Origin of the sequence: Chitinophaga sp. ARDCPP14 (assembly GCF_051362515.1) — a bacterium.
Classification (GTDB): Bacteria; Bacteroidota; Bacteroidia; order Chitinophagales; family Chitinophagaceae; genus Chitinophaga.
This window is the reverse complement of record NZ_JBKIXB010000004.1, coordinates 595,463-615,593: the sequence shown is the minus strand read 5'-3', so window position 1 is coordinate 615,593 and position 20,131 is coordinate 595,463. Positions and strand designations below refer to the sequence as shown.

General features: G+C 46.3%; 16 protein-coding genes and 1 other RNA gene. 9 read left to right on the top strand and 8 right to left on the bottom strand.

Going from position 1 to position 20,131, the window contains the following annotated elements; all coding sequences use genetic code 11:
• The first annotated feature begins 3 nt into the window (after nt 1-3).
• Entirely contained in the window at nt 4-1,026 is a 1,023-nt protein-coding gene (locus ACLHR0_RS14995) for a hypothetical protein (protein ID WP_436487576.1), read from the top strand.
• Nucleotides 992-3,322, top strand: a complete 2,331-nt coding sequence (locus ACLHR0_RS14990; protein WP_436487574.1) for a hypothetical protein — start codon at nt 992-994, stop codon at nt 3,320-3,322. Before ACLHR0_RS14995 ends, ACLHR0_RS14990 begins: the two co-directional genes overlap by 35 nt.
• On the opposite strand, the gene ACLHR0_RS14985 is transcribed toward ACLHR0_RS14990, so the two are convergent.
• The gene (locus tag ACLHR0_RS14985; RefSeq protein WP_429051188.1) at nt 3,323-4,558 is read right to left on the bottom strand and encodes an ABC transporter permease; all 1,236 of its coding nucleotides are present in this window, start codon (nt 4,556-4,558) and stop codon (nt 3,323-3,325) included.
• A gap of 162 nt (nt 4,559-4,720) precedes the next feature.
• Here ACLHR0_RS14985 and ACLHR0_RS14980 point away from each other — a divergent pair, with 162 nt between their 5' ends.
• Entirely contained in the window at nt 4,721-6,013 is a 1,293-nt protein-coding gene (locus ACLHR0_RS14980) for a DUF5103 domain-containing protein (protein ID WP_429051187.1), read from the top strand.
• Between the two features lie 57 nt (nt 6,014-6,070).
• On the opposite strand, the gene ACLHR0_RS14975 is transcribed toward ACLHR0_RS14980, so the two are convergent.
• From ACLHR0_RS14975 to ffs, 5 genes are all read right to left on the bottom strand, one after another.
• A complete protein-coding gene (locus ACLHR0_RS14975; RefSeq protein ID WP_436487572.1) occupies nt 6,071-7,384 on the bottom strand; it encodes an NAD(P)/FAD-dependent oxidoreductase in 1,314 nt (437 codons plus the stop codon).
• A gap of 993 nt (nt 7,385-8,377) precedes the next feature.
• Complete coding sequence (locus tag ACLHR0_RS14970; protein WP_436487570.1) at nt 8,378-9,088, bottom strand: MIP/aquaporin family protein; 711 nt, start codon at nt 9,086-9,088, stop codon at nt 8,378-8,380.
• Between the two features lie 34 nt (nt 9,089-9,122).
• Nucleotides 9,123-10,616: a glycerol kinase GlpK gene (gene glpK, locus ACLHR0_RS14965; protein WP_370913550.1), complete on the bottom strand. Its 1,494-nt coding sequence runs from the start codon at nt 10,614-10,616 to the stop codon at nt 9,123-9,125.
• Between the two features lie 346 nt (nt 10,617-10,962).
• Nucleotides 10,963-11,613, bottom strand: a complete 651-nt coding sequence (fsa, locus tag ACLHR0_RS14960; RefSeq protein ID WP_079470709.1) for a fructose-6-phosphate aldolase — start codon at nt 11,611-11,613, stop codon at nt 10,963-10,965.
• Nucleotides 11,614-11,733: 120 nt separating this feature from the next.
• An RNA gene (gene ffs, locus ACLHR0_RS14955) (signal recognition particle sRNA small type) lies at nt 11,734-11,833 on the bottom strand.
• Nucleotides 11,834-12,036: 203 nt separating this feature from the next.
• Between ffs and ACLHR0_RS14950 the strand changes: the two genes are divergently transcribed.
• Entirely contained in the window at nt 12,037-12,480 is a 444-nt protein-coding gene (locus tag ACLHR0_RS14950) for a DUF5684 domain-containing protein (RefSeq protein ID WP_436487567.1), read from the top strand.
• A 59-nt stretch (nt 12,481-12,539) separates the two neighbouring features.
• Here the strand turns inward: ACLHR0_RS14950 and ACLHR0_RS14945 are convergent, their stop codons facing one another.
• Together ACLHR0_RS14945 and ACLHR0_RS14940 are read right to left on the bottom strand one after the other, a co-directional pair.
• A complete protein-coding gene (locus ACLHR0_RS14945; RefSeq protein ID WP_429062937.1) occupies nt 12,540-13,754 on the bottom strand; it encodes an amidohydrolase family protein in 1,215 nt (404 codons plus the stop codon).
• Between the two features lie 122 nt (nt 13,755-13,876).
• Entirely contained in the window at nt 13,877-14,617 is a 741-nt protein-coding gene (locus ACLHR0_RS14940) for an RDD family protein (protein ID WP_429051178.1), read from the bottom strand.
• A 119-nt stretch (nt 14,618-14,736) separates the two neighbouring features.
• Here ACLHR0_RS14940 and ACLHR0_RS14935 point away from each other — a divergent pair, with 119 nt between their 5' ends.
• From ACLHR0_RS14935 to ACLHR0_RS14915, 5 genes are read left to right on the top strand one after another with little or no spacing between them, the layout of a single operon-like run.
• Nucleotides 14,737-15,732: a stage II sporulation protein M gene (locus tag ACLHR0_RS14935; protein WP_429051176.1), complete on the top strand. Its 996-nt coding sequence runs from the start codon at nt 14,737-14,739 to the stop codon at nt 15,730-15,732.
• Nucleotide 15,733: 1 nt separating this feature from the next.
• Entirely contained in the window at nt 15,734-16,546 is an 813-nt protein-coding gene (locus ACLHR0_RS14930; protein WP_436487565.1) for a hypothetical protein, read from the top strand.
• The gene (locus ACLHR0_RS14925) at nt 16,543-17,769 is read left to right on the top strand and encodes a DUF4350 domain-containing protein (protein ID WP_436487563.1); all 1,227 of its coding nucleotides are present in this window, start codon (nt 16,543-16,545) and stop codon (nt 17,767-17,769) included. The genes ACLHR0_RS14930 and ACLHR0_RS14925 overlap by 4 nt, the downstream gene beginning before the upstream one ends.
• A 3-nt stretch (nt 17,770-17,772) precedes the next feature.
• Nucleotides 17,773-18,753, top strand: a complete 981-nt coding sequence (locus ACLHR0_RS14920) for an AAA family ATPase (RefSeq protein ID WP_370913543.1) — start codon at nt 17,773-17,775, stop codon at nt 18,751-18,753.
• A gap of 23 nt (nt 18,754-18,776) precedes the next feature.
• Nucleotides 18,777-20,129 (top strand): DUF58 domain-containing protein, encoded by a 1,353-nt coding sequence (locus ACLHR0_RS14915; protein ID WP_436487561.1) that lies wholly within the window; start codon nt 18,777-18,779, stop codon nt 20,127-20,129.
• The last annotated feature ends 2 nt before the right edge of the window (nt 20,130-20,131 follow it).

Here is a 20,131-nt window from a genome sequence, read left to right as displayed (position 1 = left end):
CTCATGAACCCCCGGATACTGCTCATCATATTATTGCTTTCCTGTAACCACGCTGCGAAACGGAACGTAACACCCGCATTCTATTACTGGAAGCAAACATGGACAGGCAACACCGCCGAACTGAAATATATGCACGACCTGCCCGCAGGGCGACTGTATATAAAACTGTTTGATGTAGCTGTTGACGAAGTAACCAAAGCGCCCGCACCGGTAGCCATATTCCGGCAGAAAGCCCCTTTCCCCGCAGGCGTGGAAATAGTGCCGGTAGTATTCCTATTGAATGAAGTATGGGCAAACCCGGGCCCTCAGCTGGCCGCCAACGTATCCCGGCTGATAGAGCAGCTGTGCGACTCGCTACCCGCTGCCAGTATAAAAGAGATCCAGCTGGATTGCGACTGGACCCAAACCACCAGCGAAGCCTACTTCTCTTTTATAAAACAAATCCGCCAAACCCCTTTTTTCCGGCACCGCCGGGTATCCGCTACCATCCGGATGTACCAGGTGAAGTATAAAGTACGTACCGGCATACCGCCGGTAGACAGAGGGTTGCTGATGTGTTATAACATGGGCGACCTGCGTAAGCCGGGATCGCATAATTCCATCCTCGATATACCTGCCATGGAATCCTACCTGGGTGAGCAACGGGTTGCAGCGTATCCCTTACCTTTGGATATCGCTTTGCCTTTATTCAGCTGGAGCGTTTTATTCCGGAACGGAACGGAGTATACCGGTATTTTAAGAAACATTGGTACGGCGGAATTGCAGGATACCACTATCTTTGCAGCCGGTGATAAACAACTGTATACCATCAGAAAGGATACTACATTAAATGGATATCCCTTAAAAGAAGGAAGTGTGATCCGGCGTGAAACCATTGACCAGCAGGCATTGGAAACGGCTGCACAGTTGGTGGCAAAACAGTTGCAGACACCCGATCCGGTTATTATATTTTATCATCTTGATTCAACAACCCTGAAAAAATATCCATTGGATGAACTACAAAAAATTTGTCGTTTTTTTAATTAGCTTTTGTGCCGTTTTCTTTGGCAATGTGGTGTATACCTTATCCTGCGGACCAACCCCTGATCCTTACGACTACTACATTTCTTTTTTTAGTCCGTATGCAAAGGGCGCCGGCTACGAGCCATTTTATTACACCGCGCTCACCAATTTTTTTGGCGATCCAACGCCTTCGGAGGAAACAGCCAATGTGGCCGACTGGCAAAACTATACCGGCAATAAGGTAACGGATAAGGATATACGTGAATGCATTTACACTTACCCGAAAGAGCAGCTGGCTGCGATTGCAGAAGGCAGTGCGGCATTACCGGATAGTGTGAAGAAAAACACCTTTGCCCAGTTCCTGGGAAAGGAAAAGAACAGGGAAGCAGCGCGCTACCTGTTGTTTGCAAAATCGTGCGAGCCTGCCGTAATCAACGCCGATCCGTGGTCAGTGCCGGAGCGCAATAACCCGTTACTGTCTACATTATATACAGAGGGGCAAGGCCTGCGGGATAAAGTAAAAGATAAAGATATCCGCGACCGTTACAGCTTCCAGCTGGTACGGCTGCAGCATTACAGCAAACAATACCGGGAAGCAGTTACTTCTTTCGACCAGCTGTTCGATGGAAAGGAAGGCTCATCATTGGTGTATTACAAGGCACTGGCGTTGAAATCCGGCGCCTTACTGCGTTTGAAAGACTCCGTGCAGAGCGCTTATTTGTTTTCCCGCGTGTTTGAGAAGGCGCCCTCCCTGCGGCTTTCCTGTTTTGTCAGCTTAATGTGGGCCAATACCACGCCTGAACAAGTGTATTCCCTGTGCAAGGATGACCATGAAAAGGCAATGGTAGCAGCCATTTATGGCTTTACCAATCCAGCGCCCGATGTAACCGCCATCCGGCAGGTGTATGCATCAGACCCTGCTTCTCCTGCGCTGAATATATTGCTGGGAAGGGAAATCAATAAGCTGGAAGACGCATACTTCAGCCCGGTGCTGATGGACGGACAAAATACCGGCATCGTGAGTATACAGGACTATTCCCCTGCGGAAAAGAGTAAGCTGCTTGTCAAATTAAGGGAGCTGCAAACCGTAGTGGATAGCCTGGTTCAACAGGGCAAATTAAAAGATGTGGACTTATGGCGGGTTTCATCTGCCTACCTTTCCTATATCCGAAAAAATTACCCGGCAGCAGCCCAACAACTGGCAGCTATAAAAACAAAAGACCGGGAAGTAAAAGACCAATGGGAAATTGTGAACTTGCTGGTAAACATCAATCAACAGAAAACGATCGACAGTGCCTTTGAATCGAAACTGCTGGCGTCTTTTAAATGGCTGGACACGAAAACTGCCGGCAATAAAAATTACTCGAATTACTGGGGAAGAGAGGAAAACAAAAATTTCGCCTTTGGTAAAACCTACCGTAACCTGTTGTTTGCGATACTGGCGCCACGTTATCATCAGCAGGGCGACTTTGTGAAGGAGTCGCTGATCAGGGGCCGTTGTGATTCGCTGAAAATGAACGATTATTTTGTTTCCGGTCAAACGTCGCTGGATCAGATCAACAACGATATGAACCCCGCAACGCTGATGCGCCTGAAAGATTTCCTGCATCAACCGGTTAAAACGCCGTATGAATCTTACCTCGCAGGGTTCCTGCCCGAAGGTATTAACCTGGATCAGGCAATAGGTGTGAGCTATATGCGCTTACACGATTTCAGCAATGCGCGGGAGTGGTTTAAGAAAGCAGGACCAGGTGCGCTGGCTGTTTCTTACCAGGTATTCCATGATCAGTTGCAGGACTTCGGGGTAGACAGTGCTGAAGCGCCCTATACAAAAGCCATTACACAACTACAGTTTTGCGAACGTATGGTACAGTTGCAGGAAAAGATGAAAACAGCACCAGTACCTGCAAAAGTATACTACGATTATGCCACGGCGTTATTCAGTATTTCCTATTATGGCAGAACCTGGAACTTTGTAAAAGACTACCGCCCGTCTACACGGTGGTACGCTCCCGAATGTGATAAAGATCCTTTTGAAAAGCAGTATTTTGGATGCTATGCGGCAGAGAGTTATTACCTCAAAGCGGCGCAGGCCAGTACAGATAAGGAGTTCAGGGCAAAGTGCGCGTTTATGGCTGCCCGTTGTTCACAGAAACATACTGCCAATAACGGCAACGGCGATCAGTATATAACTGCGTTGGTCCATAACCGTTACTTCCCTTTGCTGGTGGGTAATTACGGGCAAACGAAGTTTTACCAACAGGCATATGACCAGTGCAGTTACCTGCGTGACTATGTGAAAAGCACCCGGAAGAAATAGTTATTTAAACTGGATGGCCTTTACGGGCGTAATGCGCCGGATAATCCTGGCAGGGATTTGCAGTATCAATGTGCAGATAAGGAATGTGCCTACGTTGATGAGCAGAATGTCTACCCAGTGAAGGGATACCGCTGCTACCGACATGTAATAGGATTCTTCCGGCAGCTTGAAGATGCCGGTAGCCTGCTGGAGGAAAGCAATGCCCAGCCCGAAAAAGTCGCCGATCAGTATGCCCAGTATAACGATATAGGCCGCCTGATATACAAATACTTTCTGGATATCCCAGTTACGCATACCGAGTGCTTTGGCAATACCTATCATATTGGTACGTTCCAGGATGAGGATGAGAATAGCCGTGATCATGTTAATGATGGCTACGATGGTCATAATAACGATAATGATCAGTTCATTCTGGTTTTGCAGCTGGAGCCAGTCGAAAATATTCGGGTAAATATCCCGGATGGTGCGGGTAAACAATTGGTCCGGCAATACGTTGTTATCCATATACCGCGCCACGGAATCCATGTTGCGGTAGTTATTGATGGATACCTCGAAACCGCCTACCTGGTCGGGGTCCCAGTCGTTGAGCTTGCGTACCAGGTTAAGGTCGCCGATCACATAAGTTTTATCATATTCCTCGATACCGGTTTTGAATATGCCCGTTACCGTTAGTTTGCGGGCCCGTGGCGGTAATCCGCCTCCCTGTATAAAATAGATGATGGCTTTATCATTTACTTTCAGCTGCAGTTCTTTTGCCATGTATTCGGAGATCATAATTTCCGGTGCATAGGAGCTGTCGTTGAACTGCAGCAGTTTGCCGGCCTGGAGGAAACGTTTCAGTTGCGGCCAGTCGTATCCCTGATCTATTCCTTTGAAGATGATGCCGTCTATTTCCTTTTCGGATTTGATGATGGCAGATTTGGTAGCGTAATTGCTGATGGTTTTAATACCCGGTGCTGTTTTAATGCTATCTATCAGGCTTTTGCGGCTGTGGAAGGGGATTTCTTCCGTGAGGGGACCGGCGTTGGGTTGGTATTCATTGATATGAATATGTCCCCAGAAGCTGAAGATTTTCTCCTGGATCACCTGCTGAAAACCGTTTACCAGCGCTGTTGCCAGGATCATTACCGCTACGCTTATCGCGGTAGCGGCTACTGCGATATTGATAATGAATTTTGAGAAAGAAGATCCCTTATTGAAAGCAATCCGTCTGGCAATAAAAAATGATAAACGCATGGAACAAATATAGGGAAAAGCTGAAAGTGCAAAGCAAAAAGGGATGCCAACGGTAATTGGGCGGGATAAATATTCTATCTTCGCCGGGATCATTTGCTACCTGGCTTTTGGCGTTCGGCTTTCCGCTTTTAATCGTAACTTGAATACTATCAATTACCTCGTATGCGTACAGCAGCATTAATTTTTACAATAGCCCTTGTTTCCTGTTTGTTTAACGGCAGCACGTCGGCGCAAGTGAATGCTATTACCCCGGACCATGTATACTACAATAACATCAAATCCGTGAAGTTTAACCAGAGCGGCGATCCGTTAAGCTTACCCATGTATACAATTGGTACAGGGGAGAAGCTGGAACTGTCGTTTGACGACCTGGATAATGATGTGAAAAACTACTATTATTCATTTGTGCTTTGTAATGCTGACTGGACACCCGCACAGGTAAACCAGTTTGATTATATGCGGGGATTTTCGGAAACCAGGATACTGAATTACAAGTTATCCAGTGTGTCGCTGCAGCGCTATACCCATTACAGTATTCAGCTGCCGGGTACCAACAGTTACCCGGTGAAATCAGGTAATTACCTGCTGAAGGTATATCTGGACAGCGATACCTCACAGCTGGCATTTACCCGCCGGATGTTTGTGGTGGAAAATAAAGCAGGGATAGCAGGATTTATCCAGCAACCCATTGCCCCTAAACTATTCCGTACGCACCAGAAGATCAATTTTGAAGTAAATACCGGTTCCCTGAATATCCAGAATCCTTTTGACCAGATCAAAGTGGTGGTGTTGCAGAACTACCGCTGGGACAATGCGCTTACCACGTTGAAGCCGCAGTTCATTAATGGGAACATCCTGAAATACAATGCAGAACAGGACTGTATCATGCCGGCAGGTAAGGAATTCCGCTGGATTGACCTGCGCAGCTTCCGGTTGCAGACCGAAAGGGTGCAGCGTTCCGAGTATCATAACAACAGTACAGATGTATTTGCGGTAATGGACCAGGAAAGGGCGGATAAGCCGTATCAGTTTATTAAAGATATCAACGGAAAATATTACCTGGCTACGCTGGATGACTATGATCCTAATTTTGAAGGGGATTATGCTTCCGTACATTTTTCATTTGGGGCGCCGGAGCCTTATGCGGGATATGAGATGTATATCTTTGGCGAGTTTACCAACTATGAGCTAAACAACGCGAATAAGCTTACGTATAATGGGGCCAGTCGCGCTTATGAAGGCACTATTTTCCTCAAGCAGGGATACTATAATTACATTTATGGGATGGTAGATAAAACCAATCCCAATGGAAAGTTCAGCACTGATATGACAGAGGGTGATCATTGGGAAACGGAAAACAACTATACCATTTTGTTGTATTACCGGGCGCTGGGTGGGCGGTCTGACGAGCTGGTATCGTCAATTACATTGAATTCTATTCTTAACCGTAAGTAAGGAATAAATAAAAAGCAACAGGGAGATGAAATCATTCATCTCCCTGTTGCTTTTTATTTATGCGCCGATGCTTTGGCGTAGTTTAACAATATTGGCGGCGCCGCGTTTGATGATGATGCGGGTGCCTCTTTCGTAGGTGAAGTACCGGTAAAACCAATTGATGAATACCACCAGTTTATTCCTGAATCCCAGCAGGCTGAGAAGGTGTACGATCATCCATGCGATCCATGCGAGGTAGCCGCTCATGCGCATACCGGCAAATTCGGCTACGGCCCTGTTGCGGCCAATGGTAGCCATGCTGCCGAGATCTTTATAATTAAATCCTTTCATGGGTTTGTTTTCCAGTGAAAGCATGAGATTGTGTGCCAGGTTTTTGCCTTGTTGGATAGCCACCTGCGCCACCATCGGGTAGCCTTTGGGGAAGCGGGGATCGTTGGTCATCTGGGCAATATCGCCGATGGCGTATATGTTGGTGAATCCTTTGAGCTGGTTCAGTTCATTTACGATGATGCGGCCGTTTGGCAGGACAATATCCGCCGGGATACCTTTTACCGGGACGCCTTTTACGCCGGCACTCCAGAGGAGTGATTGCGTTTGAATCAGTTCCCCCGTGCTGAGGGTAACGGTTTTGCCGTCGTATTCTTTTACGCCGGTATTGGTTAGTACACGGACTCCAATTTCCTGCAGGGCCTCCAGTGTTTTCTGTGATGTTTTTTCACTGAAGGAGGCCAGCAGTTTTGGTCCTGCTTCAATGAGGTAAACATTCATCAGCGACTGGGGCAGGGTGGGATAGTCTTTCGGCATAATGTATTTGCGGAGTTCTGCAAAGGCGCCGGCCAGTTCCACGCCGGTAGGGCCACCGCCTACCATCACGAAATTGAGCTTTGGTTTTATTTCTTCCGGGTTTTGCAGCAACAGGCTTTCTTCAAATTGTTTCACCACATAGTTCCTGATTTGCACGGCCTCTATGAGTGATTTCATGCCGATGGCATTGTCCTCAATATCTTTATTTCCGAAGAAGTTGGTATTGCTGCCGGTGGCAAAAACGAGGTAGTCGTAATGTATTTCCCCGATACCGGTTTCCAGTATATTTTCTTCAGAGCGGATACCTGTTACTTCCGCCATGCGGAATACGAGGTTACGTTGTTTCCGGAAGATTCCCCGCAACGGGAAGGCGATGCTATCTGGTTCCAGGCCAGCGGTAGATACCTGGTAAAGCAGCGGTTGAAACAGGTGATAGTTGTTCCGGTCGAGCAGTACTACCTGTACGGGTGCATGTTTAAGTTGTTTGGCAAGATTTACGCCGCCGAATCCACCACCTACTATAACGATTCGCGGTTGTTTTGTTTCCGGGATGTTGGGCTGAATCATAATTCGTCATTTTATATTGCCGCAGTTGCGATGATATGGTAATAAGATTCTCAAAGTTACGAAACTTTCAGAAAAAAATGAAAACTATGGGGCGGAGATTGGAGCGGAGGTTGTCTTTCTCAGGATTACGCTGATTTTGCTGATTGACTTTTTTAGATTTTGGAAGATGGGAGCGGAGGTTGTCTTTTTCAGGATTACGCTGATTTTATTGATTGGATTTTATGATTATGGACTTTTGAAAGGTGGAAAAGCATTACTGGATTTTTATTTTTCTATCAGTATTTTGTCCATAGAATTGGTTTGTTTTTTGTTCTTTTAAGAGATTTTCGGAAAATTTAGGGAAATTAAAAGGTTTGCTTTCACTAAATAATTATGGAAGATGGGCGGTATTTGACGGCAGTGATTGATTTGGCTGCCGGTCATTGAATTTGAATGATACGTTGGCACGTTATTTCAGCTATATGGCACTTCAGCGTCTAAACGCCATGTGCTTTTTCGCTCGTAATGCCGCACCATAAAAGATCTTAGCTTCAAGTCCACATCACCTCCACATCACCTCCGGGTTATCAGCATAGATTAAGCATGTATCAAGCATCCATTAAGTATCCATTAAGTATGTGCTAAGCCTATGCAAAGTACAAATGAAGCATTCCACGGTCAATATTAATACTATCTTATTCAACCTTTCTTCAACCACCCACCCTTTCCCAATTTTATTCAATCTTTAAAATTCATCCCATCAATTTCCCTGAAAATTCCAAAATTCTTTCAAAATCACAAAAATCCAATCAACAAAATCAGCGTAATCAGCGCCCAAGACAACCTCCGCGACAATCTCCGCTAAAATCCCAAAAGCCAATCAGCAAAATCAGCGTAATCCTGAGAAAGACAACCTCCGCTTCCATCTCCGCTAAAATCCCAAAAGCCAATCAGCAAAATCAGCGTAATCAGCGCTTAAGACAACCTTCGCTACAATCTCCGCTCCGCTCCGAATTAATGAAGCCAGTATTGATACAGGAACGCAGCCGCTGCCGCGCCCGCCAGCGGGCCGAGAACAGGAATCCAGGCATAGCTCCAGTCGCTGTCCCGCTTGCCGGGAATGGGGAGGAGGAAGTGCATGAGTCGTGGTCCGAGGTCACGTGCAGGGTTGATGGCATAACCGGTGGGGCCACCGAGCGAGAGGCCAATGGCCAGCACTACGAAGGCTACGGGCAGGGCATCGAGTGAGCCGATGCCAGCGGTAGGACCGGTGATATAGGAGATAGCCAGGATGAATACCATGGTGGCGATGAATTCTGTGAGGAAGTTATATTTCGGGTTACGGATGGCAGGAATAGTGCAGAACACGCCTAATTTGGTGTCGGCGTCGGGTGTTTCGTCGAAGTGCTTTTTGTACGTGAGCCATACCAATAGGGCTCCCAGCATTGCGCCGGCCAGTTGGGCGGCTACATAGCCGGGAACTTCCTCCCAGGCGAGCTTTCCCTGCAGCGCCTGTGCAAAGGTAACGGCGGGGTTGAGGTGGGCGCCGCTGTATTTGGCGGTGGCATATACGCCGATGAATACGGCCATTCCCCATCCCAGGGTGATAACGATCCAGCCGCCCTGGTTGCCTTTGGACTTGTTGAGGATCACGCTGGCTACTACGCCATCGCCGAGTACAATGAGGAATGCGGTGCCGATTAGTTCTGCTAAATAAGGTGACATAAATTAATATGAGTATTGATAAACGTGGATAAATTTATTCTTCGGTCCATGCCTGGGCCGCCCTGATGGCGCGTTTCCATTCTTTACGCAGCCGTTCATTTTCTGCGGGTTCCATCGCCGCGTCGAAGGTGGCATCTATTTCCCATTGCTGCGCAATGGTTTCAATGCTGTCCCAGTAGCCGACGGCAAGCCCGGCGAGATAAGCCGCGCCGAGTGCGGTTGTTTCGGTGATGGTGGGGCGTACTACCCTGATATTAAGCAGGTCCGCCTGGAATTGCATGAGCATGTTGTTTTTTGTAGCGCCGCCGTCTACCCGTAGTTCGGTGATGGGCATACCGGCGTCCGCTTCCATGGCTTTCATGACATCCATGGTTTGAAAGGCGATGCTATCGAGGGCTGCGCGGGCAATATGCGCGGCGGTGGAGCCGCGGGTCAATCCTACCATCGTACCGCGTGCATGCTGGTTCCAGTAGGGTGCGCCGAGGCCTGCAAAGGCTGGCACGAAATATACGCCATCGCTGTGAGGCACGGTAGCGGCGAGCTTTTCCACATCCGCGGAGTGGCGGATGATGCCGAGACCATCGCGGAGCCATTGTACTACGGCGCCGCCGATGAAAATACTGCCTTCCAGTGCGTAGGTGGTTTTGCCATTTATTTTCCAGGCAACGGTGGTGAGCAGGTTATTTTTGGAAGGAATGGGTTTATCGCCGGTATTCAATACCATAAAACAACCGGTGCCATAAGTGTTTTTGAGCATACCGGGTTGCGTGCACATCTGCCCGAAGAGGGCTGCCTGCTGATCGCCGGCAATACCGGCAATGGGGATGCGGTAGGGCGTAAGATTGGCTTCCGAGTAGCCATATACTTCGCTCGACTGCTTTACTTCCGGCAGCATAGAGGCGGGAATATCGAAGAGAGCGAGTAGTTCGTTGTCCCAATGCATGTCGTGGATATTGAACAACAATGTCCGGGAGGCATTACTCACATCTGTGATGTGGAGTTTGCCGTTGGAGAAGTTCCATACGAGCCAGCTGTCGACGGTTCCAAAAGCCAGTTCGCCGTTTTCTGCTTTTCTGCGTGCATCGGGAACGTTGTCCAGGATCCATTTTAATTTGGTGCCGGAGAAATAGGCGTCGATGCGGAGGCCGGTTTTATCTTTGATAAGTTGTTCCTTTCCTTCTTTGATGAGGGAATCGCAGTAGGCGGCGGTGCGCCTGTCTTGCCACACAATGGCGTTGTGTATGGGTTTACCGGTGCGTTTGTCCCACACGATGGTGGTTTCACGTTGGTTGGTGATGCCGATGGCGGCGATGTTTTCACCGGTTACTCTTAATTTCAGTATAGCTTCTGCCGCCACGCTGGCTTGTGAAGTCCAGATTTCCATGGCGTCGTGTTCTACCCAGCCGGGTTGTGGGAATATCTGTTTAAATTCTTTCTGGGCAACTGCTTTGATGCTGCCATCGTGGTCAAAAATAATGGCGCGGGAGCTGGTGGTGCCCTGATCCAGCGAAAGAATGTATTTTCCCATTAGCTATTCATTTTGTGTGTTACCGGGTTTACGTGGATATTATCACTGAATTTAGATAAATTCCCGAATATGATCGCCTTCGGCGATTTTAAATTGTCTTGGAGCAGGATTACGCTGATTTTACTGATTTTAAGGATTTGATCATTTTGGATTTTAAATGATTCGGGTAGATATAAGCGAATATATCTGCTTTTATCTATCTTAATCCTTTGTAAAATCATAAAAGTAAAAATCAAGCCAATCAGTAAAATCAGCGTAATCCTGAGAAAGACAACCTCCGCATGCGCAAAAAAAATCCCCGGCGCAATTACTGCACCGGGGATATACCATCTAAAAAATATGGAGACTACATTTTCTTTGCGTCTTCCAGGAACTTAGCCAGGCCGATATCAGTTAACGGATGTTTCAGCAGACCGAGAATAGATTCTAACGGGCAGGTACATACGTCGGCGCCTACTTCAGCACATTTTACAATGTGGAGTGCGCTACGGATAGAGGCGGCCAGGATTTCAGTTTTGTAACCCTGTAAGCTGTAGATCTGTGCGATTTGTGCGATCAGTTCCACACCATCCCAGTTGGTATCGTCGATACGGCCAATGAATGGGGAAACATAAGCTGCGCCCGCTTTGGCAGCCAGGATAGCCTGACCGGCAGAGAACACCAGGGTGCAGTTAGTTCTGATACCATTGTCGGTAAACCATTTGATGGCTTTTACGCCGTCTTTGATCATAGGCACTTTCACCACGATGTTCGGGTGGATAGCAGCCAGTTTCTTACCTTCTTCAATGATAGATTTAAAATCTGTAGATAATACTTCTGCACTTACATCACCATCTACTATTTCGCAGATATCTTCGTAATGTTTGATAATTGCAGCTTCGCCTTTGATACCTTCTTTGGCCATCAGGGAAGGATTGGTGGTTACACCATCGAGAACGCCAAGATCGTGAGCTTCTTTGATTTGCGCCAGATTAGCTGTATCGATAAAGAATTTCATACTATGATAAATTAGTTGTCAGGAAATGAACATTTGGGAGAAGCTGTCATTAGTGAAAGAGGTGGAGAAAATAGCAACCAGATACTATTGACAAGCAACTAATGACAATAAAAAAAGAAAAAAAGGCAAGTTACTTATATCGCACCGCTACAACCACCTACCCTTGCTACATTCCTGTCCTGGGGGAGTTCAGTAGGAGCTGGTCGTATAAGACTTGCCGGTTGCAAAGGTAATAGAATGCGTTGAAAATCCAAACATTAGCAACAGAAATGTTGAAACTTTTTTTAACACCGTAGGAATACGCAATCTTTTAAGGTTAATACTGACAATGCTATGTAATGGAAAAAATTATATATATTTGGAATGTAAACATATCCCAAAGTATTGTCATCATTCATTTTCAAAACAATATAAACCTCAATTATGGAAACAACTACTTATGAAGGCGGCAGCGTTTTTAGCGCCATGTTTAGCGGTGTCTTTTTAATTATCATGCTGGTAATTATCGTTTTCTTCGCCTTCTGTATGTGGAAGGTATTCGAGAAAGCCGGCCAGGAAGGTTGGAAAGCAATTATCCCTATCTACAACATTTATGTGCTTACCCAGATTATTGGCAAACCATGGTATTGGTTGCTCCTGATGTGTATTCCTTATGTAGGAGCCATTTGGGGTATTTGGGCAACCAATCTGCTCAGTAAAAGTTTTGGTAAATCAGAAGGATTTACGGTAGGCCTGGTATTACTGCCTATCGTGTTTTATCCTATCCTGGCGTTCGACCGTACCATCGTGTACAAAGGACCGGCAGGCGATCCCACCCGTTTTAATAATGTTACGGAAGACCTGAACTCAATAGGAAAAACGGCCTGATCAAAAATAAGATAGTAAAGAGGGCGTCTCATTTTGAGGCGCCCTCTTTTTATTTGATGTTACCGGTCAATACCGTTGTAAATAACTTTACCATTACGGATCGTATAAGCCACCTCTGAAAAGTGGCGGCTATCTGTATGCGGGTCTGCTTTCAGCAACACAATATCCGCATCCATTCCTTTCGCGATACGCCCGCTGTGCTGCGCCATGCCAAACCGTTTTGCCGGAGCAGTTGTTAACGCCGCTAGTATCTCATCGAAGCTTAACCCCGCGTCAGACATCAGCCGGAATTCGTCGGACGTATCGTAATCCGTGATATACCCCACATCCGTACCGAATAAAATTTCACCGCCTGCGCCGGCATAGGCGCCCAATTGCTGCAATGCGGTTGTCATCAACGGATTACTAACCGGGAGGTTCTTTCTTTCCAGTTCCCATTTGTAAAGTTTCAGCGTAGGAATGAGCGCTACCTTATGCAGCAGCAGTTGATCAATTTCTTTTTTCGTCCAGCTGCGGTAACCATCCGGGGCCACGTGCGCAAGGATATCCACGCCGCCGGCAAGCGCTATATTCATCCCGGTATCGGCAGTAGGATGGGCAAAAACCGGTTTATGAAATTTATGGGCAGTGCTGGTAGCAGCCTTGATGATGTCTATAGGCATCGGTACAATCCCATGCCCATCCGGCGATGCGGACCATACCTTGATGCCGTCTGCGCCGGCCTGTATCTGTTTAGTAACGTAAGCCACCGCTTCTTCCGGCGTGTTTATTTCCGGAAGGGTAAGCGGCTGAATATAGAAAGGACTTCCATGCGGCGGAACAAACGGAACGCCCACCGTAAGGATAGCAGGGCCGTTTACCTCCCCTGATGTAATCCTGGCCCGGAGGGCAAGCAAATTGGGATAGTTCAGCGCCGCCAGGTCAAATACATGTGTAAAACCACGACTGTTGATCATGCTATCCATCCGGTTATTGAGCTGCGCTGCCGGCTGCTTGTCCGCATGGTCCCACCCGGGTTCAATAAAATGAACATGACTGTTCCAGAAGCCGGCCATCATCACCAGGCCTTTGCAGTCCAGTACTTTCATATGTGCAGGCACTTTTACCTGTTTGCCCGCCGCTGCAATTTTCCCGTTTTTGATGATAACCACACCTGATATAATTGGTGCCGTTTTGGGAGAGGTATATATGGTGGCGCCCACCAGTGCAAGATCCTCCTGTGCATATACACTTCCGGAAAGAAGAACCAGCAAACAAAACAATAATGTTTTCATCAGATAATTATTAAGAACGAACCAGCTTAAATTAAGTCTTATCAGGTGCTATTTAATAATTCTCCCTTACTACCGGTCATAAATGTTACGGAAGTATTTAAATACGTTGCAGAAGGCGCAAATTAATTTTCTTTAGTAGTATAGTAATTATAGTCGTTCAGTACCGTTTCGAGGAAATAGGTATTGGGCAGGTCGGTTTCAATATGCAATACTTCTCTTACCCGCATGGCCACCCTGGCGGCGAGCTCGTCGTCTTTCGCCTTCAGTGCGCGGTCCAGCAGGTCTTTCACTTTATTCATATCCCTGTCAGACAGCTTCATGATCTGTGGAAACTGCGGTTTGTAATCGCTGTTGGAAAGATCCCGGAAGATGGTTTCTTCTATACTGCCTTTTCTTTTGGTGCTGATCACAATGGTGCCGGCTACCAGGTCGCCCAGCCGCTGGTTATAAGGGGTGCGCACAATAGATACTGCCGGTATAATCACCGGTACCAGGGCGAAAAAATACAGCGGTGTTTCTATGATCCGGAATATCCATCTTATCAGGTGCTGACTTATACTTGGCTGGTTGCCGGTCATACTTACCACCTGCAGGTGCAGTATTTTTTTTCCGGGTGTTTGTCCTTTCATGCCGATTTCCGCCACAGGGAAGTAAAACAACAGGGGCAGCAATACCAGGAAAAAGTAGATGCCGACATGCCCTTCCATCTCTATACGGAAAGAACTCAATGTCATATACGCCACCAGGTAATAAAAAAAACGGATGCCGAAATCAATGAGCCACGCCAGGAATCTTTTCATGATGTCTGCTGATTCAAATTCCAGGTCTATATTGAAAGAAGTCGGTATTTTTATATCTGCCATACTCAAATTTACATATTTGTTGATATATTGTTGAACGATTTAGTATGTTTGCCGGTATTCCCCCATTAGTAACCCATTACTGTAGGTGATATCTGTATTTAAAAGGGAAAGGACTCACTATGAGAGAATCGCTGTTTATCAAAAAAAATTTGTCCCGCTGGAAGAAATACCAGGAGGAACCGACAGATGACCCTGATGAAATGGCGGAAAGATTTGTATCACTGCTAGATGATCTGTCTTACGCTAAAACTTTTTACAGCTTCAGTAAAGTAACCCGTTATATCAACGGCCTGGCGGCGGGTATCTACCATCGTATTTACCAGAACCGTAAGGAAGATGTAGGACGCTTCCAGTTGTTTTTTAAATATGAATTACCACTGTTGTTCCGTAAGCACCACCGCCTGTTATTATTTACGCTCTGTTTCTTTTTATTGTTCTGTATTATTGGCGCCTTTTCATCAGCACACGATGAAACGTTTGTGCGTGGCGTATTGGGCGATGAATATGTAAACATGACGGAACGCAATATTGCCAATAAAGATCCTTTCGGCGTGTATAAAGACGGTAACCCGGTGATGATGTTTTTCCGGATTGCCTACAACAATATCATGGTATCTTTCTATTGTTATATTGGAGGCATTTTCCTGGGTGTTGGTTCCTTATATCTCTTGATACGCAATGGTGTGATGCTGGGCGTTTTCCAGTATATCTTCTTTTCGCATGGCCTCGGCTGGAAATCTATCCTGGTGATCTGGATCCATGGTACCCTGGAAATATCCAGTATTGTGATCGCGGCCTGTGCAGGCATTATCATGGGAAAGAGCATCCTTTTCCCCGGTACACGCAAGCGGATCGATTCCCTGCGTAAAGGTGCAAAAGACGGTATCAAGATCATGGTAACCCTGATCCCGGTATTCATTGTGGCCGCTTTCCTGGAAAGCTTTGTAACCCGGTATACAGAAATGCCGCTGGTGGTAAGTCTTTTTATCCTCCTGGCATCACTGGCTTTTATCCTGGGCTATTTTATTTTTTATCCCATTTACCTGCATAAAAAAGGATACCGGCTGAGTGCGGAAGGGAAAGTATTAACACCATTTACCCTTTCAAAGCAGTAACATGAATCATTTTCTCCGGATTAAATACAGCCTGCTGTTACTGCTGCTTTGCTGTGCCCTGCAAAGCATGGCGCAATATGAAGGTACAGCCCGAAATAAAGAAGAATACGATAGCTTATTGCAGGCAAGGATAACGGAAGACAGCTTCGCTACCATCCAGGTAGAGCGGGAGCGTGCGGAAGGCGAAGAAGAATATGCGACAGAAATTCCACCATTTGAATTGCGTGAGGTACCGGACTCACTGGTGAAAGCGCTGAAAGAAAATAAGAAGCTGCAATACCAGGAAATACCGCCGGAACCGCCCCCGGATAATAGCTGGGTGCAACGTTTCCTAATGGCTTTATTTTCATCGATCGGTGCTATCCGCATCATTGTGATGCTATTGCTGCTGGCCGGTTTGGGCTTCCTGGTGTATTGGTTTATGAAAAGCAATGGCATGAGCTTTTTCCGTAAACCGCAACTGGTAGAAGGATTAACAGAAGTACAGGAAGAAGACCTGCAAAGTGCACAGGAGTATGAAGAAAAGATAAAAGCGGCAATAGCTGCCGGGGAAACAAGACAAGCTATCCGCTGGTGGTACCTGTATACCTTGTTTCAACTGGCAGGCCGGGAGCTGATAGTACCGGGGAGAGAAAAAACCAATAACGATTACCTGCGCAGTATGCGGAGTTCTCCCTACTATAAAAAATTTGCTACGCTGACGTTGGATTATGAATATATCTGGTATGGCGGATTTGAAGTGAGTGAAGAGAATTTCAGGAATATTAACCAGGAGTTCAGGGATTTTAATAACACAATCGGAAAAACTTCGTGAAGAACAAACCTCTATATATCGTCCTGTTCGTTTTGCTCCTGCTGGTAGTACTGGTCATGGTGAGTGGAAATCTCGCCAACAAAAAAAATGAGCAATCCACAGATATGACCCAGTCTTCTTTTTACAGCAAGGATAAAAAAGCAGGCGGCGCCTATGCTGCTTTTAAGATGCTGCCCCAGCTGTTTATAAGGAATTCTGTGCAGGTGGTAACGAAACCTTTTGCCCGCACTTTTGATAAGGACAGTGAGCTGAAATTCAGGAACAATGTATACATCCTGGTGGCCGACCGGCTGTTCACCACTGAAAGCGATATAGAGGCCATGCTGGATTATGTATCACGGGGAAACGAGTTGTTTATTGCTGTAAATACGCCGGATCCTCTGCTGGAAAAACACCTGAAATTTGTGACGGTGGAAAGCAATAATATGCAACTCAAAAAAGAAGGTGTTGTACAACGGTATGCTGATGAAACCATTCCAATGGATACCTCTTTCAGTTATCCTGGCAGAGTAAGCGGAAGTTATTTTTCATCGGTAGATAGTAATACTACCAGTATACTTGGCTACAATTATAAAAACAAGCCCGATTTCATCCGTATTGCGTATCGCGGCGGTTTCATTTACCTGCTGCTGAATCCATATACTTTCACGAATTATTTTTTACTGCACAAGCAGAATGTAAAGGCGCTGGAAACGCAGATGTCGTACCTGATCAGTGATGCCGGCAATGTGTACTGGGATGATTTCTATAACAGTCAGCATAGCGCACAGTCGGGCGACTTCAGTGAGTGGCAGGTGCTGATGCGGTATGCATCCATGCGTTGGGCGTTGTGGCTGTCGGTGATATTGCTGCTGCTGTACGTAGTGTTTGAAAGCAAACGCCGGCAACGGATTATCCCCGATAAACCAGCCGTAAACAATACTTCACTGGAGTTTGTAGATGCTATTGGTCAATTGTACTATCAGCAACATAACAACTACAACCTGGCGCATAAAATGATCATTCATTTTATGGAGTATATACGTTCCAGTTATTATCTCAATACTAATGTGCTGAATGATGAATTTATTGCGTCGCTGGCGCGTAAGTCGCTGGTGCCGGAAGCGGATATCAGGGCGTTGTTGCAGATGGTACACAATATACAGCTGGAAGAAAATATCAGCGACGATGATCTGAAAGATTTTTATAACCGCATTCAACAATTTTATATAAACACGAAATAAATAATGGATACCAATACATTTCAACCCAGGACTGATTTTTCTGCCTTGCATGAAGGTGTGGAAGCCATCAGGGAACAGATAGGGAAAGTAATTGTAGGACAGCACCAGATGGTAGACCTGCTGATAGCAGGCTTGCTTACACAGGGACATGTGCTGATTGAAGGTGTTCCCGGCGTTGCAAAAACACTCACGGCAAAATTGCTGGCGCAATGCGTGGATGCGGACTTCAGCCGTATCCAGTTTACACCCGACCTGATGCCGGCGGATGTATTGGGCACTTCCGTTTTTAATCCGCAAACACGCGAGTTTGAATACAAGAAAGGACCCATTTTCAGTAACCTGGTACTGATCGATGAAATAAACCGTGCCCCCGCTAAAACACAGTCGGCGTTGTTTGAAGTAATGGAAGAAAGACAAATCACCAACGACGGCACCACCTGGTCGCTCGACCGGCCCTTTATGGTGATTGCCACTCAAAATCCGATTGAACAGGAGGGTACTTACCGGTTGCCGGAAGCACAACTCGACAGGTTCCTCTTTAAAATAGAAGTAAGGTATCCTAACCTGGAAGAAGAAGTAGCTGTGTTGCGCAGTATTCATCACTTCAACGGGGAAACAGATCTTACAAAAATGATCAGCAAAGTAATAACTACCACGCAGATCATCGAATTTCAGAACCTCGTACGGCAGGTAATAATAGACGAAAAGCTGTTTCATTATATTGCGTCTATTATCAATGAAACGCGCATGAACTCCTCGCTGTACCTGGGCGCTTCTCCGCGTGCATCCATTGCTGTTATGAACTGTGCAAAAGCCACCGCTGCCATGAAGAACCGGGATTTTGTAATTCCTGACGATGTGGTGGAAATGGTGCCGCATGTATTGCGTCATCGTATTATGCTGACGCCCGAAAAAGAAATGGAAGGCATCAAAACAGATGACGTGATTGCACAGATCGTAAAAACGATAGAGGTACCGAGATAATCATCTCCCAAGAAGATATTAGTATGTCAGCCACTGTAAAGAATAATTTATTCCAGATACTCTTTTTTACCAACAGGCTTTACCTCCTGCTGGGAGGGAATATCCTGTTATTTATCATTTCGTTTTTTATTCCGCGCATTTTCAATATTGCTGTGATTGCATTTATTGTGCTGGTGGGCATTGTATTGCTGGATATGATCCTGCTGATCCTGCGACCGGCCAGTATTGTATCGATGGAACGGAAAACCAGTAACCGTTTTAGCAACGGGGATGATAACGAGGTATTGCTGGATTTTCACAGCCGGTACCCCTTTCCGGTATTTGTATCTGTGATAGATGAATTGCCCCTTCAGTTCCAGGAGCGTGATTTTCTCTTACAGGCAAAAGTATCCGCAAGAGGTTCTCATATTTTCCGGTATGTGTTGCGTCCGCTGGAAAGAGGGCTGTATAACTTTGGCTACAGCAACGTATTTGTTAGAAGTGCATTGGGCATTGTAAGCCGCCGGTTCATTTTTGATAATGAACAAACGATCAGCGTGTATCCGAGTTATCACCAGTTGCGGCACTATGCATTGTATTCCTACATGAACCGGCTGAATGAACTGGGTGTGCATAAGCGCCGGGTAATTGGCCATAGCATGGAGTTTGATCATATCAAACCGTATACAAAAGGGGATGATGTGCGTATGCTCAACTGGAAAGCGACGGCCCGCAGCGGTAACCTGATGATCAATAATTACGTGGAAGAAAGATCGCAGCAGGTATATTCCATCATCGACAAAGGCCGGAATATGAAGATGCCTTTCAACGGTTTATCGTTGCTGGATTACGCTATTAATGCGTCGCTGGTATTTAGCAATGTGGCGGTGGATAAAGGCGATAAGGCGGGGTTGGTTACTTTCAACGAAAATAAAGTAGAAGTGTTGGCCGCCAGCAATAAGAAAGTGCAGGTAAATAAAATCCTGGAAACGTTGTATGCACAGGAAACGCGGTGGCAGGAAAGTGATTACGAAGCATTGAGTGTGCAGCTGCGCAGTAGCTTATCTACGCGGTCCCTGCTCATGATCTATACTAATTTTGAGTCGATGTCCAGTTTGCACCGGCAGTTACCCTTCCTGCGGCGCCTGGCACGTTATCACCTGGTACTGGTGGTGTTTTTTGAAAATACAGAACTGAAGAGGGTAACAGAACAAACGGTGCAGGATGTGGAGGGAATTTACAGGCAGACCATTGCACAGAAGTTTGCGTATGATAAGAAGTTGATTGTAAAAGAGCTGGCGAAATATGGAATTATGTCGTTGCTGAGTCCCCCGGAGCAATTGACGTTAAACGTGGTAAATAAATACCTGGAATTAAAATCACGTATGTTGATCTAAGC